General features: G+C 44.4%; 14 protein-coding genes. 7 read left to right on the forward strand and 7 right to left on the reverse strand.

Annotated features, from left to right (window positions below; translation table 11 throughout):
* Positions 1-14: 14 nt before the first annotated feature.
* Positions 15-722, forward strand: a complete 708-nt coding sequence (locus FEM55_RS23185; RefSeq protein WP_138283713.1) for a response regulator transcription factor — start codon at positions 15-17, stop codon at positions 720-722.
* Between the two features lies 1 nt (position 723).
* On the opposite strand, the gene FEM55_RS23190 is transcribed toward FEM55_RS23185, so the two are convergent.
* Positions 724-3204 carry an AsmA family protein gene (locus FEM55_RS23190; RefSeq protein WP_138283714.1) on the reverse strand — a complete coding sequence of 827 codons (2481 nt, stop codon included), beginning with the start codon at positions 3202-3204 and terminating at the stop codon, positions 724-726.
* Positions 3205-3424: 220 nt separating this feature from the next.
* Here FEM55_RS23190 and lysS point away from each other — a divergent pair, with 220 nt between their 5' ends.
* Positions 3425-5140: a lysine--tRNA ligase gene (gene lysS, locus FEM55_RS23195; RefSeq protein WP_138283715.1), complete on the forward strand. Its 1716-nt coding sequence runs from the start codon at positions 3425-3427 to the stop codon at positions 5138-5140.
* Between the two features lie 62 nt (positions 5141-5202).
* Here lysS and FEM55_RS23200 read toward each other — a convergent pair whose 3' ends face one another.
* Positions 5203-5397: a cold-shock protein gene (locus FEM55_RS23200; protein WP_026629450.1), complete on the reverse strand. Its 195-nt coding sequence runs from the start codon at positions 5395-5397 to the stop codon at positions 5203-5205.
* Between the two features lie 351 nt (positions 5398-5748).
* Here FEM55_RS23200 and FEM55_RS23205 point away from each other — a divergent pair, with 351 nt between their 5' ends.
* Entirely contained in the window at positions 5749-5970 is a 222-nt protein-coding gene (locus FEM55_RS23205) for a PspC domain-containing protein (protein WP_138283716.1), read from the forward strand.
* On the opposite strand, the gene FEM55_RS23210 is transcribed toward FEM55_RS23205, so the two are convergent.
* The 4 genes from FEM55_RS23210 to FEM55_RS23225 form a co-directional block, all read right to left on the reverse strand.
* A complete protein-coding gene (locus FEM55_RS23210; protein WP_138283717.1) occupies positions 5954-6979 on the reverse strand; it encodes a glycosyltransferase family 2 protein in 1026 nt (341 codons plus the stop codon). The two genes, FEM55_RS23205 and FEM55_RS23210, sit on opposite strands and share 17 nt — an antisense overlap.
* An 11-nt stretch (positions 6980-6990) precedes the next feature.
* A complete protein-coding gene (locus FEM55_RS23215) occupies positions 6991-7338 on the reverse strand; it encodes a YbaB/EbfC family nucleoid-associated protein (RefSeq protein ID WP_138283718.1) in 348 nt (115 codons plus the stop codon).
* Positions 7339-7392: 54 nt separating this feature from the next.
* Positions 7393-9318, reverse strand: coding sequence for a T9SS type B sorting domain-containing protein (locus FEM55_RS23220; protein WP_229209393.1), 1926 nt, complete (start codon positions 9316-9318; stop codon positions 7393-7395).
* Between the two features lie 171 nt (positions 9319-9489).
* The gene (locus FEM55_RS23225; RefSeq protein WP_138283719.1) at positions 9490-11436 is read right to left on the reverse strand and encodes a T9SS type B sorting domain-containing protein; all 1947 of its coding nucleotides are present in this window, start codon (positions 11434-11436) and stop codon (positions 9490-9492) included.
* 185 nt (positions 11437-11621) lie between these two features.
* Between FEM55_RS23225 and FEM55_RS23230 the strand changes: the two genes are divergently transcribed.
* The 3 genes from FEM55_RS23230 to FEM55_RS23240 are packed head-to-tail and all read left to right on the forward strand — an operon-like array spanning position 11622 to position 14322.
* Positions 11622-12869: a bifunctional 3,4-dihydroxy-2-butanone-4-phosphate synthase/GTP cyclohydrolase II gene (locus tag FEM55_RS23230; protein ID WP_138283720.1), complete on the forward strand. Its 1248-nt coding sequence runs from the start codon at positions 11622-11624 to the stop codon at positions 12867-12869.
* On the forward strand, positions 12866-13294 hold the full coding sequence (locus FEM55_RS23235; protein WP_138283721.1) for a GNAT family N-acetyltransferase: 429 nt from the start codon (positions 12866-12868) through the stop codon (positions 13292-13294). Before FEM55_RS23230 ends, FEM55_RS23235 begins: the two co-directional genes overlap by 4 nt.
* Positions 13295-13344: 50 nt before the next feature.
* Positions 13345-14322, forward strand: a complete 978-nt coding sequence (locus tag FEM55_RS23240; RefSeq protein ID WP_138283722.1) for a bifunctional heptose 7-phosphate kinase/heptose 1-phosphate adenyltransferase — start codon at positions 13345-13347, stop codon at positions 14320-14322.
* A gap of 22 nt (positions 14323-14344) precedes the next feature.
* Here the strand turns inward: FEM55_RS23240 and FEM55_RS23245 are convergent, their stop codons facing one another.
* Positions 14345-15325: a DUF6268 family outer membrane beta-barrel protein gene (locus FEM55_RS23245; RefSeq protein ID WP_138283723.1), complete on the reverse strand. Its 981-nt coding sequence runs from the start codon at positions 15323-15325 to the stop codon at positions 14345-14347.
* 231 nt (positions 15326-15556) lie between these two features.
* Between FEM55_RS23245 and FEM55_RS23250 the strand changes: the two genes are divergently transcribed.
* The gene (locus FEM55_RS23250) at positions 15557-17236 is read left to right on the forward strand and encodes a DUF4153 domain-containing protein (protein WP_171036642.1); all 1680 of its coding nucleotides are present in this window, start codon (positions 15557-15559) and stop codon (positions 17234-17236) included.
* Positions 17237-17285: the final 49 nt, after the last annotated feature.

A 17285-nucleotide genomic window follows, 5' to 3' on the forward strand; every position in this document is an offset into this window, starting at 1 on the left:
TAATAATTAACTCAATGAGCACCGCTAAATCTGCCTCATCAGCCCCGAAAGTTCTGGTTGTTGATGATGACTCTGATATTGTTGAACTTCTGGAATACAATCTCAATAAGGAAGGCTACAACGTTCTGACTGCCTGTAACGGCAAGAAAGCAATTGAAATTGCCAGAACATTCATTCCGGACCTGATCCTGCTGGACATTATGATGCCTCAGATGGACGGCATTGAAACCGGACGGATGCTGCGCCAGAACCCGGATATCAGAAATACTTACATTCTTTTTCTAACGGCCCGTTCCGAGGAATATTCGGAAGTTGCGGCTTTTGAAGTGGGTGCCGACGATTACATTACAAAGCCGATCAAGCCGCGTGCGCTGATGAGCCGCATCAACGCATTGTTCCGCCGTGAAGCACAAAAAGCAGAATCCGGAGATCAGATCGATATTCTTGATTTATCCATCAACCGGAAAAACTATACGGTTACGCAGGATTCGGAAAAGTCTGTTGTTTTACCTAAAAAGGAATTTGAACTGCTGTTTTTTCTGGCCCAGACGCCCGACAAGGTCTTCAGCCGGGACGAACTGCTTCAGAAAATCTGGGGCGCCGACATATACGTGCTGGAAAGAACCGTCGATGTGCATATCCGTAAACTGCGCGAAAAACTGGGCGACCGATATATCAAAACGCTGAAAGGAGTCGGCTACATGTTCAGTACGGAACAGTAAGCTATTTCTCAATTTCATCCGGCTTGTTTTTGTCTTTTTCCTTGTCTTTCTTTTTGCGGAAAGCCAGTTTTATATTCACTTCGCCATTTTCATCAATAGCGCGGAGAAATATTTTTGAACCTTCTTTTTTCTCTTCATTATTGGGGTCAAGCACATAGGTTGAATCCCGCTTTTTAAGATTGCTGAGCGGTATCTGGATGTTGATATCTGTTTTGGTACCAAAGCTGTAAATACCGTCAATGTAAAGCGTAAGCACGTTGGATTCGATTTCCAGCGGCTGAATTTCTATTTCCTGTCCTTTCAGTATAAAGTCCGTCCGGATCGGCGCAAATTTTACGCGTTCAAAATTCCGGTTTTTAAAGATAAGCCGTTTCATTTTCATAAAAGGCTCAAAATTAATGATGTAGCCGTTTGTGAAATCGATCCGCAGATTTCCTTTCATCGTCGAAGGAACAAGCCGGACGTTGTTATTCAGCCTCGATTCGAAATTGAAATCCGTACTCAAAATGCCTTTCAGATTGTCGTGCGTAAACGTTTTCTGGCCAAAATTGTCAAAAGAATAAAAGACCGAATGGACATCTGCATTTGTAATTTTCCCTCTTACTGCCAGTCGCGGCAAAGGGCTTGCGCCTGAATTGTCCATTTCGCCGGAAATCCTGACCTTGCCTTTTCCAAATGCTTTCATTGTAAAATATTCGATGCTTACGGCATTGTTTTTAACTGTAAACTGTCCTTTTACATCTTTGGCGTTGAAGTTGCGGTACTTAAGATTTTTGGAATCCAGCTTGGCAACAACCTGCATCTGATCAATGGCTTCATCCAGCAACTCCGAAAGTTTCAGCTTCTTTTTCCTTTTGACCATTGTTTTTCTAGGCGCCAGCAAGGTTTCAAGCCAGTTCAGTTTCCAGGTCGGAATATTGATATTTACATTGGCTGTCAGCAGCCTAGGCGAACCAAACAGATAAGGAACCAGATCCACGACAGTTCCCTGCAGATACATCATGTTTTGCCCGTCGGAAAGGCTGATTGCCGGAAATACGAGTACTTTTTCATTGAATGTAAAATCCCCTTTGATTTTAGCCAATTTTACTTGCCGCGGCAAATAATCCATGGATATGTTATTGAGCGCTACTTTTCCGCTCAGCTTTCCGTTAAAGCGTTCTTTTTTGGGATCATAAAAGTTCTTGAGACTTCCGTCAAAGTGAAAATCAATTTTCGCCGTTCCGTTGCGAAACCGGTAACGAACCGGATCCAGAAGCTCGTTCATGTTACTGGAATCGGCAGAAACGACGCCGTCCAGCTTGGCAACAGGATTGAAAAAATTGGTAATGGCAAGGGAAAACTTGAACGGTATTTTTTCAAACATCCCGACAACATTCGGAGCAGTAATCCGCGAATTGTAAATGCTTGGAAACTGCGCGGTATCAGCCTGATTTGTAAAATGCCCCGTAGTCTGCATATTCCGCAGTACGCCGACAGGCAATTCATATTTGAACGGCTCCGTCTTGAAAAAAACGTCAACACGCGGCTGTTCGCCGTTCAGCTTTCCGTCCACTTTCACCTGCGTATCTACAGTAGCCTGAATACCAATGGAATCGAGCTGTTCCCGAAGTCTTCGTGTCAGGAGCGGCAATGCATTTTTGACAGCTATTTTCTTTACGCCGAAACTCAGGTTGAAAGCTCTTGTTGTGTCCGAAAAGTCAAACACTCCGTTAATGCCGATTTTATCATGCGTTGCACTTTCCAGTGAAGATGGTGCAATCAGGAGTTTTTTGGTATTTTCATTATACGAAAGCGCCAGATCAAGCATGGCTTCCTGCTTGACCAGAAATCCGCCTTTCCGGGGCTTGAATGTAAGCCCGTCAAAGAAAACAGATCCGGTAAACCGGGCATTCGTAGCGGTATCCGTGACATTCGTTATGTTGACAGCGTCATGAAAAAGGGCACCGTAATATTTTTCTTTGACAGAATCGGAATAGCTGACCGCGAAATTGATAAATCTCAGGTTTCCAAGTTTCTTCACGATTCCGTCCCGATGGCCTACGTCGCGGTTAATGGTTGAATCCTGCGGCGAGGACCTGAAAATCGTAAGGTTCGAGTAGCCGTCCTTTTGTACAAACATTTTCAGGCTGCCATTCTGTAAAATCAGGTTTTTGATCTTGATATCACCTTTGTAAAAGTTCTGCAGGTCCAGCGCAACCTGCATGTATTCTGCTTCCAGAAATGGCTTTTTATGAATCTGATAAAGGCTGTCGGTCAGTCTTACATGCTCCATGGTAAAGTTCAGGCCGAACTGACCTTTAAACGGCCGAAACTTAAAATCCTCAATTTCAAGGTGTCCGTTCAGGTTTTCATTCACCATTTCCTGGACCGTACGGAAGAATTTTTCTTTATTTCTGTAAACCCAAATTTCAACCGCGCCAAATAGAAAGAACGCACATAAAGCAACTACACCAAAGATTTTTAAAATTCTTGCAAACATGAACGGAGAAGGATTTAACGAATAGATGTATGTGTTAAACTACTGAACAGCCGGTTACTGTATACCTCATACGCAAGGTCATTAATAACGTGCCAGAAATCATACCGTTTGCTGGATACAGGATCTTGCCGGCTTTAATTTCGATATTCACGTCAAAATGTACTAATTTGGCGCACTATTTTGAAATACAGACATTTGTTATTTTAATTACTGCTGTAAAATGCTACTGAGCGAACAGGAAATATTACGTCGTCAAAAACGGGAAGAACTGATGCGGTTAGGTATTGAACCTTATCCTGCCGAAGAATTTGTGGTAAATACTTACGCATCCGACATTACCAAGAATTACGAAAACAACAAGATTGATTACAAGTATGTAACCATGGCCGGAAGGCTCATGGGCTTTCGTATTATGGGCAGTGCGGCCTTTGCCGAAATGCAGGACAGCACGGGCAGGATCCAGCTCTACTTCCGCCGCGACGACTTGTGCCCCGGTGAAGACAAAACGCTTTATAATACCGTTTTCAAGAAATTGCTGGATATCGGCGACATTATCGGCATTACAGGTTTTGTTTTTACTACGCAAACGGGCGAAATTTCCGTTCATGTCCAGGAATTTAAAATCCTTAATAAATCACTCCGTCCGTTGCCGGTTGTAAAACGGGACGAAGACGGGAATATATACGACGGCTTCACCGATCCCGAACTGCGCTACCGCCAGCGCTATGTCGATCTGATCGTAAATCCGGAAGTCCGGGATATTTTCATAAAAAGAGCCCGGATTATCACAACCATGCGCTCTTACTTTGATTCGAAAGGCTGGCTGGAAGTGGAAACGCCCGTGCTGCAGTCCATTCACGGTGGTGCGGCAGCAAGGCCGTTTGAAACACATCATAATGCGCTCGACGTTAATTTGTTTCTGCGTATCGCTACGGAGTTGCATTTGAAACGATTGATCGTAGGCGGTTTTGAAGGCGTTTACGAATTCGGCAAGCTTTTCAGGAATGAAGGCATGGACCGCACGCATAATCCGGAGTTTACAACCGTAGAATTGTATGTGGCATACAAGGATTATCTGTGGATGATGCAGATGACCGAACAGGTGCTGGAACAAGTAGCTATGGCCGTTAACGGAACCACAAAAGCGGTGTTCGGCGATAAAGAACTGAACTTTGCCGGCCCGTACCCGCGCCTGAGCATTACGGACGCCATTCTTCAGTATACGGGACTCAATGTGGACGAACTGGATGAAGCGGCCATTCGTGCAAAGTGCCGGGAATGGGGAATGGAAGTAAGCGAAAGCATGGGCAAGGGTAAATTAATTGATGAAATTTTTGGTGAGAAAGTTGAGGAAAATATTATCCAGCCCACATTCATCATTGATCATCCTGTTGAAATGTCTCCGCTTACAAAGAAACACCGTACCAAAAGCGGAATGGTGGAACGCTTTGAACTTTTCATTAACGGCAGGGAAATCGCAAATGCCTATTCCGAATTGAATGATCCGATCGAGCAGCGTGAACGCTTTGAAGACCAGCTTAAACTGAAAGAACGCGGCGACGACGAAGCCATGGAAATGGATGACGACTTTCTCCGTTCACTGGAATACGGAATGCCGCCTGCAGCGGGGATCGGGATCGGAATTGACCGCCTTACAATGCTGCTGACCAATAATTCCAGCATTCAGGAAGTACTGTTTTTCCCGCATATGCGTCCTGAAAAGAAGCCTGAAATGGCCAAAGAAACGGATTACATGAAAGCGGGCGTGCCTGCAGTATGGATTCCGGCTTTGCAAAAAATGAACATTCTGACCATTGAACAGCTGAAAGCAGCCAGTCCGAATAAAATTTTCAATGATCTTGGCGGCATGCGGAAGAAGCTTAAAATAGAAGAAAAAATGCCTTTGCTGGACGAGATAAAAGCATGGGTTGAATAGTTATAAAAGTAAAAATGCCGCAACGAATTGCGGCATTTTTACTTTTCGCAAAAAAAATACAACTATATCTTTTTTACCTGCACAGCGTTTAGTCCTTTCTTGCCTTCAACGACTTCGTATTCTACTTGATCGTTTTCACGGATAGTAAGTCCTCCCAATCCTGTCACATGGACAAAAATGTCTCTGTTTGTGTCGTCTTCAACGATGAAGCCGTATCCCTTAGCTTCATTGAAAAATTTTACAGTACCTGTTGGCATAATAGTTGAAATAAAAAAATTGAAATAAGGTGAAAATACAAAGGGGTTGCAAGCGTTTCAGATTTAACCTCTTATAACGTTACCAAATAATTGAGGGAGGCTCAACCCATTGGCAAAAGAAATTTTGGTATTTTTAGTCAGGACATGCTGATTATAATGAACAACTTACAAAACCTTCAATCACAAAGAAACAAAAATTGTTTGTAAAACAATTTATTTGAATAAAGAATTTGAAAACTTACGAGTAAGCGGTAAAGCAGTTTGGGAAGTCAATTTGAATTAAATTCAGGATTTGGATTGTATCTCAAAGCTAAAATCCTTAATTATGAATTAAATCTTGCAATAAAAGGTATGAACAGACTTCGGTATTACGTGGAAGACCAGATATTTGGTGTGTGTGCGAAGTTGGGCGAAAAGCTTAATTTCCCTGCCAGCAGTATACGGCTGTACTTTATTTATGCAACCTTCATGACCTTTGGCTCGCCTATTATCCTGTATCTGATCATGGCTTTCTGGATGGAAATCCGTCAGCACTGGCGCAGGCATAACAGTCCCACTATTTGGGAGTTATAGGATTTTTGATTCCTGTAAGCTGATAAAACCTGTGTTTTCCCAGCACAAAATACTCCCACACAACGCTTCTGTAATATAACGGAGCACGGTAAGTTGTTCTCTTTGTTGATTTCAACAAAGCCGGTATCATTCCGTAAAAAGCAAAGTGCGCCCTGATAATGGCAATTACATCCGGCCATGCGCCTGTGGCCATAAACCGTACACTGGAAATCCCATCCAGAACCAGTCTTATAAAAACCGTTTTCCATCGCCGGCCTTTCGGCAGGTTCTTAAAAAGCATGATGAGATTGTTCCTGTAATTCAGAAAGGTTTTCCTTGGATTGGACTTGTGAAGCGTTCCTCCGCCGACGTGGTAAACGACTGATTTTCCGCAGTACGTAACCCGGTACTGCATGTTAAGCAACCGCCAGCACAAGTCGATTTCTTCCATGTGGGCAAAAAACTGTTCGTCAAACCCGGATGCTTCATGAAATGCTTTGGACCTTATGAAAAGGCATGCACCCGTGGCCCAGAACACATCTTTTTCATCATCATACTGGCCGGAGTCCTCTTCCCGCGTATCGAAAATACGTCCGCGGCAGAACGGATAACCCAGATAATCCATGTAGCCACCGGCTGCACCTGCATATTCAAAATGTGTCGGAAGATCGTAGGAACGGATTTTAGGCTGGCATGCTGCAATGTTCTGATCCGAGTCCATAAAGGCAATTACCGGCTCGATCCAGTTGCTCGTGACCTCAATATCGGAGTTCAGCAGTATGTAGTAATCTGCCGAAATATGCCGGAGGGCTTCATTGTAACCTCCGGCATATCCGCGGTTTTCAGGAATCGAAAGCTTCCTGATTTCAGGATAATTTTCGTGCAGCCAACTGAGTGAATGGTCCGTGGAAGCATTATCTGCAACCCAGATATCGTATCCTTCTGAATACCGGATTACATATGGAAGAAACTTTTCAAGATAATGCTGACCGTTATAATTCAGGATTACAATCGCAACCGTGGAAGCCATTAAATTTCATTTTATTTCATAAACCCGCCAAGATCCAGTCCCGGGATGTTGGGTAGTACGCCGTCTGTTGCTTTCTGCAGGTGTTCTTTGATCTTAGGCTCAATATTCTCAAATGCCTTATTGACTGCCGCTACGATTAGATCCTGAAGCATTTCCTTGTCATCCGGATTAATCAGGTCTTTATCCAGCTCAAGGCCGATCAGTTCCTTTTGTCCGTTAACCGTTGCTTTTACCATTCCGCCTCCGGATTCTGCAGTCTGCGTAATTACTTCCAGCTCATCCTGAGCTTCTTTCATACGGGACTGAAGGTCTTTCATTTTACCCATCAGGCCCATCATATCTGCCATATTTCCAAACATATCGCTGCTGTTAAGTTTTACGCTGGTATAAGACCATTTTGATTAAAATGGTTCCTATCTCAGAAGCATAAATGTACCACTTTTTTCAACAGTTTGATTGATATCGTCCGTGAATGTAACTTTATAAATGTATGAACCCGTTGGTGCATTGACACCGTTTATTTTGCCGTCCCAGCCATCCGCAAGGGCATTTGAGTGGAAAATTACTTCTCCCCAGCGGTTGAATACGGAGAAGGTAAAGGTTTTCAGCTGCGCAGACTTTGCCAGCAGCACATCGTTGAAACCGTCGCCATCAGGCGTAAAAGCATCGGGAACAAAGACACCGGCATTCCGTCTGTAATGGATAACATTGGAAAAACTCTCGAAACCGGGCACACTGGAAATTGCCTTAACCTGAAAATCATATTCCAGCTCACTTTTCTTATCCAGCTTCATAAAATATCCGTGGCTTTTCTGAACCGGAATTTCCTGCTGTGTTCCGCTTGTACCTTTTTGTATTATGCTATACTCTTTCAATCCGCCCAAAATCGGAAGTTCTGTGTTCCAGAAAAGTTTTGTCAATTCATTTTTGAGCAATATTGTGCAGATCGGCTGAGTTGGCGGCAGTTTTTGCCCGCATGAATTCTGATAGCTTAACCGGTAGCAATACGATTTTTCAGCGGTTTTTACGGAAAGGTCAGCGTACTCGTTCTGATTATACAAAGTTGTGATTTTCTTGAACACGCTGCTGCCTGCTTCCGCTTTGTCTATGGATAAATCATACGTGCTGTTCGGGCCGGAACCTGGAATATTTGCCTTTATTGTTACGGAATTATCACTCATGACAGAAACCGAAGCCTGCTGAATCGGTTTGGGAACCGCTATTTCTGCCTTGATTCCTATTGGGGCCGAAGCCGAAGTTACGTCATTGATCCGGGCGACAATCTGATACTCGGCATAACTTCCGCACTGCACATCTTCATCGGTGTACGTAACTTCGGAAACCGATGAAAATGACTTGATAACCGTTCCGTCACGCAGCAGATCATAGCTTTTGAACCCGTCGGGACTGCCGTACTGGTTCCATGCAAGTACGATTTTTCCGTCTTCAGATTTTCCTGAAAGCACCATGGAATGGATGACTTTGCTGTCCATTTCGCCGGAACACAAATCCTCCGAGGACAATTTCAAATAATAAACCTGCTTTACATTCAAACCTTTGATGTCATAAGGCTGCGTTCCGCCGGAAGACCGCGTTCCTGCAGTAATATAAGAAACACCGTCCGTACTGTGTTTAATGCTCGTTGGAATGGCCGTAATGCCCAGATAATTAAGCCGGATCGAGCCGTCCCCGCGCATTTCAACCGATTTAATCTGAATACTGTTGAGCTGCGCCTGCTTAAAGGAAACGGTTGCTGAATAAGGACGGCCGCGCGTACAGGATGCATTGGAACTATACAGCCCGGTTACTTTTACAACCGGACTTGCCGAAGTATTGTTATAGTAATGTTCCGCTGACATCACTGCGCCTTTTGCAACAATCTCGACAGGACTGTTATCGCCCCAGTTGATTTCATATTGATCGTATGCCTGAGAAACCTTGTTGTCCTGTATAACAAGGTTTACTTTCCCGCCGCCGCAGGAAGTATATTGCGCAGTAACTGGCTGACTTTCATAGACTTTGACATTCCGGCATGCAGTTGCTATTTTTCCGGAAGAAAGAAATACCCGCTGAAGAATCGTGAAATTTCCCGCCGTATTGTACTGGTATGAGGAGAGATTTATATAGGCCGGATTGGCATTTCCCTTGTAATCCAGTACATATTCCACCGCAATCGGATCGGGAACCGTATTGCTGATCTTGACAAGCAGCGGCGCGCAGCCTTCACTTTTATCAAGTCCGAAACCACCTCCGCCCACATCACATAAACCCTGGCTTTGTACGGAATTATTCAGGTATGAAGCCAATAATGGCAAGACAAACAGCAATTTCAATTTCATAAGTGTGTGCAACATTTAATAATAACTTTTTCAAAAAATTAAAATTAACGTTGAGCATCACGAAATCCGGTTTATGACCAGAGCAAATTTCCTCTGATCCAGAAACCTTTAAAATCTTCACTTATACCTTTTTCCTTCTAACTTTTCACTTCCTACATCCAGACACGTTCATTACCGGATCAGTAAAAAGCTCCCTTCTTTCCTGACTTCCTTACCCGCAGCATCCGTCAGGTCAATTTTGTACAGATAATATCCTGCCGGCGCTTTTCCGCCCGACGTATTGCCGTCCCATCCTTCCGCGGCATTTTTGGAATGAAAAATCACTTCTCCCCAGCGGTTGAATACAGACATACTGAAATCCGTCACAAAATATGCTTTCACCTCAAACCTTTCATTGTACGCATCTCCGTTTGGCGTAAATGCATCCGGAATCAGCAAAATGGCATTCTGTGAAAAATTGAGCACATTGGAGTAACTCACCAGATTTCCGCTTGCCGAGTTCGCTTTTACCTGAAAAGAAAACGCCGACTGCGCTTCCAGATCCAGTGCATGGCTTGTTTCCAGCTGCTTTGGAATTTCATCCAGCACGTTTCCGGTTGTTGCATCCGTCTGCACAAGATCGTAAGAACTTATTCCCTGCGTAAAAGGAGAATTCCCGTTCCAGGAAATGGTGGAAGTGCTGTTTTCCAGAAATATGGAGCATACCGGCGAACTGTAGTCCGGTCCGCGCACATTACAGGCATTTTCATAAATAAAGCGATAACAATACGAACTTTCATTTGTATTCACGCCTGAATCTTCAAACTGCAGACTTTGATTATCCAACGGTGAAACCTGCTGAAAATCCGTACTTCCGAGCAAAGCCCTTTCCACAATCAGATCGTAAGTGCTTGTAAGCCCTTCGCCTGTAAGTTCAACTTGCGTTGAGATGGTTTTTTCATCTTTAACCGTCACACTGGCCGTACCGATTACTTCCGGAGCTACTGTTTTTGGCTGAAGACGGACAGGAGCAGAATACGAACGCACATCATCGGAGACAACTGCTACAATCACATATTCGTAATCAATGCCGCATTTTACATCCGTATCCAGGTAAGAAAGCTGATCCGAGGTGACAAAAACCACCGTTCCGTTACGCACCAGCTGATATTGCAGCACACTGCCCGAAAACGTCAGATGCTCCCACGAAACGGATATAATTTCATCCAGTGAAAAATCGCCTTCTTTCAGCAACATGCTACTGACGATCGGACTTTCGATTGTATTGCCGCAAATATCCGTGGAAGACAGCCTGAATCTGTAAATCTGTGCAGGATTGAGATTACCGATGGTTACAGAATGCGAGCCTGCGGACTGGCTGGTTTTACCCGTTGGCGCAAACTGGCCGTTTCCGCTGTCCATCAGAATTTCGGTCGGAACGCCTTCCATGCCGTCGTATATGATTTTGGCTTCTCCGGACGCAAGCATTTCAACGGTCCGGATTCCGACTTCCGTCAGTGGCTGCGGCACAAACGGGCCGGTGAATGTAGTGGAAACCGAACTTTGTTGGCATTGTCCGCTATTGTATCTTCCGCTTACGATGATATCCGGGATATTTCCGCCATTATAGGTATGATTCAGCACAAGGTTATCGCTGCCCGTTAAAGTGACCGTCTCCTTTGAACCGTCGCCCCAGTTTACTTCAATAAAGTCATACGATTTTGAAATACTGTCATTGGTAATGGACAATTGCGCTTTTCCGTCGGGGCATTTGATGAGATTGGCCTTTGGCGCTCTTGTTTCCAGCACTTCTATATCCTGGCATTGGCTGAAACCTGTTCCGTTTGCACTTCCAAACTGTAAAATGGTATAAGTACCCGGCGTTGTATAAACATAGGAAGAATCCTGCGTAATGTCACCCGCGTCCGGCGATCCTTTCGACCTGTCAAAATTGAAAGCATAACTTATGTTCTCTGCGCCGGCCACTTCATTCTGAACGGAAATGGTCAAAGGCGCACAGCCTTGCGCTGCGCTGATTGAAAACCCACCTGTAGTTCCGCAATTTTGTCCTGAAACCTCGTTGTGAAAAAGTGTGAATATGCCGAATAAGAGAAATAACAGTAGTAGTCTGATCTTCATAAGTTGAGTAAAAGTTGTATCCGAAATCAGGAGTCTGTGATTGGAAAAGGTTTTTGAAACGGAACCAGAGAATCCTTTGTTTAAATGCAACGGAGGTTCAAAAATAGAACTTTCAATATTAACACTGTACCTTTGCAGTGTAAAAACGAGTTTTTGTACAAAACTATTTTTTATCGACCTTATTAATGAATAACAATAGCAACTCAATTGTGCTTGATTCCATAGAAGAAGCCATAGAAGCCATCCGCAGAGGTGAATTGATTATGGTAGTCGATGACGAAGACCGCGAAAACGAAGGTGATTTCATTTGTGCCGCCGAACTTGTCACACCCGAAATCGTGAATTTCATGGCGCGTGAAGGCCGCGGCCTCATCTGCGTCCCGCTTACAGAAGAGCGCTGCGCCGAGCTGGAACTGGAAATGATGGTCGGCAATAATACCGCATTGCATGAAACGGCCTTTACCGTTTCTGTTGATTTGCTGGGCAACGGCTGTACGACGGGTATTTCTGCGAGCGACCGCGCCAAAACCATTCTTGCGCTTGTCAATCCGGAAACAAAACCTGCCGATCTTGGCCGCCCGGGACATATATTTCCTTTAAGGGCTAAAAAAGGCGGTGTGCTCAGGCGTACGGGCCATACCGAAGCTGCGATTGATTTTCCGCGTCTGGCCGGATTGTCGCCGGCGGGCGTGCTGGTAGAAATCCTGAATGAAGACGGCTCCATGGCGCGTCTTCCGCAACTGCGTGAAATTGCGGACCGGCTCAAACTCAAACTGGTCAGTATCAAAGATCTGATTGAATACCGGCTTCGCAAGGAATCGCTGATCAAAAGGGAAATCGGTGTGGATATGCCTACGAACTGGGGCCATTTTGACCTTATTGCGTATCGTCAGATTAATACGGGCGATCTGCATCTGGCTTTGGTTAAGGGAACCTGGGAAAAAGATGAGCCTGTACTTGTACGCGTTCATTCTTCCTGCGTAACCGGCGATATCTTCGGATCGTGCCGCTGCGATTGCGGTCCGCAGTTGCATGCTGCGATGGACATGGTGGACAAAGCCGGAAAAGGTGTTATTGTTTATATGAATCAGGAAGGCCGCGGAATTGGTCTGCTGAACAAACTGAAAGCCTACAAATTGCAGGAAATGGGCCGCGACACCGTAGAAGCCAATCTCGAACTCGGGTTTCCGATGGACGACAGGGATTACGGCGTTGGTGCCCAGATTCTAAGAGACCTGAATGTTACAAAGCTGAAACTGATTACCAACAATCCTAAAAAACGTGCGGGATTGATCGGTTACGGACTGGAAATCATGGAATCCGTCAATATCGAAATCTTGTCGAATCCGCATAACGAAAAGTATCTTTTGACAAAAAGAGATAAAATGGGGCATAACCTGAATAATCTTACCATTTCCACAACGCAAGGATGACGGCTGTTCAAATTGTCACTTCTGAAAGCGATATTCTGAAATGCCGCAGTGCGATACAGGCATTGCGGCCATTGCTCACCGGCGATCTTTATATCGAAGCGGTACAAAAAACATTGGCAGATAACCGGCAGATCATTTTCATTGAAGAGGCAGACGAAGCGGTAGCTATTGCCGTTTTTGAAACAGGTTACAATTTATTCCGTGGAAAATATATTTACATTGATGACCTTTCCACACTTCCTGCACACCGTAAAAAAGGGTATGCAGGAATATTGCTGGACTGGATCATGAATTATGCAAAGCAGGAAAATTTCAATGAGATTCATCTTGATTCCGGCGTTAACGAAGCACGGACAAATGCACACAGGCTGTATCTGAACAAAAGATTCCAGATAACCAGCATGCATTTTGTAACCAGAGTCTGAATTGTACTCAGGCTTGTCAATTGGATTTATTAACAGCGGTATCAACTTAAATGGATATTAATCAGGTTTTTGAAGCATTTAATTCCCTGCGTGTACTGGTTATCGGAGATGTTATGCTGGACTCGTATGTCTGGGGAAAAGTAGAAAGAATATCACCGGAAGCGCCCGTTCCGGTTGTCAATGTCCGGAAACGCGAGTACCGGCTCGGCGGAGCGGGAAATGTTTTATTAAACGTGCAATCTCTTGGCGCAGAAGCCATTGTATGTTCCGTTATTGGAACAGACAGTGCAGGCGATTTGCTGCAGGAAAGCCTTCGCGCCAAAGGCCTGAACTGTGAAGGCCTGATCCGGAGCGAAAACCGCATTACAACCATCAAAGAACGCATCATTGCAGGCTCTCAGCAAGTTGTGCGTATCGATACGGAAACAGACAAGCCCGTATCAAAAGCAGAAAGTGAAAAACTGGTTGCCAAAGCCAAAGAACTCATTCCTTCCTGCCAGGTCATTATTTTTGAAGATTACGACAAAGGCGTTCTAACGCCGGAATCTATTGCTGAAATCACTTCCTTTGCCAACGCGCAAAATGTTCCGACCGTTGTCGATCCCAAAAAGCGCAATTTCCTCTCCTATCATCATACCACGCTTTTTAAACCCAATCTGAAAGAGCTTCGCGAGGGCCTGAAAGTGGAATTCAATGTGGATAATCCCGATGAATTGCAGTCGGTTGTGCAGCAATTGAAAGAAACACTACATGTAAACGGCGCATTGATCACGCTTTCGGAACGAGGCGTCTTTATTGATTATCAGGAAGAAATCCACAAACTGCCTGCGCATATCCGTCACATTGCGGATGTTTCCGGAGCCGGCGATACGGTCATCAGCATTGCGGCATGCTGCATCGCGCTGAACTTGCCTCCGAAAACGATTGCTGCTGTTTCAAATTTAGGCGGCGGGCTCGTCTGCGAGCTTGTAGGAGTCGTTCCGATTGATAAAAAGCGACTGAAAGCAGAAGCCGAAAAATTATTTTAACAAACCGTTATGCCAGCTTTATTTACCAGTTTATTCCCGATTGACCCAGTCCCATTCTGCGGGTAAATTTGGACGAAAGTTTGGAGCGGCTTGTGATGTAGCGTACACTTGCGCCGATATACGGCGTAACCGCCGGGTTTTCGGAAGAAAGATTTTGCCGTGCACTGTTGAAAGTTCGTAGCTGACGGAAAGTGGAAACACCTGCTTCCAGCGAAATATTCAGTGCCGTAAACAAATGCGCATTGGCCGAAATCCCGGTTTTTATATGCCTGTAATTTTCACGCATCAACTTTTTCTCTTCGGGTGTCTGCACCTGAAAACCGCCGCTGTAACCATTCAGACCGGCTAGCATATCCACATTAAACCATTTGGTCGCTTTGTAATTTACGTTGGCCATAAACGGAAGCAACGCGGATGCGCGCCAATGTTTTCCCAGTCCTTTATTAACGCCAAGAACCGGAACGAAACGCAGTTTCTGGTTATAAGTCAGAACGGAACCGTACATAATCTGTGTACGCAGTCCCAGAATATGCATCCGGGCGGCGCCTCCCCAGAAAAACGGCTGCGGACTGAAAAATGTTTCGTTCGTTTCTGTGATGCCCAATCCGCCGCCGTATACCCACAGCCGGTCTTTAATACTCGCCTGCAGACGGATCACGCCCAACGAAAGGGTTTTGTAGCCGTTTTCCGGATTGTTCTTGCCGTCAATAGTCGGCTGAATCTGATTGTACTGCGCCAGCATCACCGTGTGAACTGCCCGGAGATCGAATTTTTTCTTCAGACTGTATCCAAGCTGTACTTCGCTTTGTACCGGAATGATGCCCAGAAATCCGGTCCGGGTCATTCCGAAATCCTGCGTTCCGTTCAGGCTCGAAGGAACGGCATAATCCGCTTTTAAAGTAACATTCGGGTAAAAAAGCCTGCTCAGGGCAAAATGCTGCGCATTTACAGAAGTTACACTTGCAAGTAAAAGACAGGCAGACAGCCAGCGGAAAGAGATCATGCGAAGAAATTAGGTGCGTGGATTTGGCAAATAACGTCAAAATTTATGACCTATTGTACGACATACTGTTGTATGCTATTTTGATAAAAAATATGTTCTTTTACAAACACTGCACTTACACTACATAAATATATGTTTCAATTACCTTCTCTGCAGACACTTGCAAAAAGTCTTTTACACACTTTTACAAGATACAAGTGGATCATACCAATCATTTTCGTTAAAACCGTTTTGCTAATCTGGCATAATGAAACGGCGTTTGATGATAAAAATTCAAGATACCTGCTCGTAAGAGCAATCTATACAGCTTTTATTGCACTTCCACTCACGCTTGCTGTTGAACTTGCAGCGGAAAGACGGTTATGGAGAACGCCGGTCAAAATCGGAATACTGGCCATTTTGGCTGCGCTTCTGGCTTTGTTCTTCTTTACGCTTGCACCCGAACCCGATCAGGATGATTTATACCGGTTTTTCCTGTTCATGGCAGGAGCTCATCTGCTGGTCTCTTTTGCGCCGTTTTGGGGAGTTAATGAACCCAACGGATTCTGGCAGTTCAATAAAACGCTTTTTCTTCAGATCCTGAATGCCACTTTATACGCCGTTACCCTGTATATCGGATTGCTTATTGCGGTAGAAACGGTGCAATTTCTGTTCAACATCAAATTTTTGTTTCAAATAGAACAGGATCTGATGACTGTCATTTTCACTTTTTTTCATACGCTCTTTTTCCTGAGCAAAATTCCCGAGCCGCTTGCCGGTCTGGAAAATCAATCGGATTATCCGTCCGGACTGAAAATATTTACGCAATATGTGCTTTTGCCGCTTGAAGTTATTTACCTCGTTATCTTGTACGTTTATACAGGCAAAATTCTTGTGCAGTGGAAGTTGCCGGAAGGCGGCGTTGCTTATCTTGTACTTGCATTTTCAACAGCCGGAATTCTGGCGTTGCTGCTGCTTTATCCGTTACGAAAAAACCAGCATGAACGCTGGGTTAACCTTTTCAGTCACCGTTTTTACTTGGCCTTGCTGCCGCTGATTGTATTGCTTTTTACCGGGATTTTTCGCCGGATCAATGATTACGGCATTACGGAAAACCGGTATCTCGTTGCGGTACTTGCCTTCTGGCTGCTTGGAATAACGGTTTATTTTCTGTTTGGCAAAAAAGAAGACATCCGCTGGATTCCGGTCACGCTGTCGGTTATTTGTTTTGTACTGCCAATTGGCCCATGGAATATTTTTCAAGTTGCCAAAAACAGTCAGCTCGAAAAATTTCATGATTTGCTTACCGAATACAAACTTCTGGATAGGCACGGGAAAGTTACAGGAAAAGCAAAAATGCCCGCAGAGGATTACGAGCAGGTTTTTTCCATTGCCCGGTATTTTACTTCGCGCGACAAGGAAGCACTTGCGGGTTATTTTTCCAATTTGCCAAAAAATCGAAAGCATGATTACCAACTGGATAATGCAATAGAAGACCGGCTAAGGGATCATATCACAAGCAGTAAAGCCGAAGATTTCGACAATTACATGTCCTATTCTTCACGCCATGCTTCGGGAATGCAATCAGATTTCTTGATTGAAGGCTTTGACCATTTGTTTTTCTTTGACGCAGTGGAAACCACGATTACAACACACCGTGAATGGCAAATCAAAGCGGAAGATCGGGGCAGGATTTTAACTGTTTACAAAGCGAATAATAAAGTTTTCAGCATTGATATTGATAAAAAAATCAAAGAACTGAACAAGAAATTCGGGAGAAACAATACAGAAGTTCCTGCCTCCCGGCTTTTTATCGACAATCAAAATTCAGAAAACCGGATTCGGGTTATTTTTAAATCCATATACTTAAATGGCCAGTATTATTCATGTGAAGGAGTATTTTTGTACAGTGATTTGAACCATAAAAAATAACCTTTTATAGCATTTCACCGTCCATTTTGCTGGCTTTTTAAATCTGCAA

This window comes from Dyadobacter sediminis, assembly GCF_005860765.1.
GTDB lineage: Bacteria > Bacteroidota > Bacteroidia > Cytophagales > Spirosomataceae > Dyadobacter > Dyadobacter sediminis.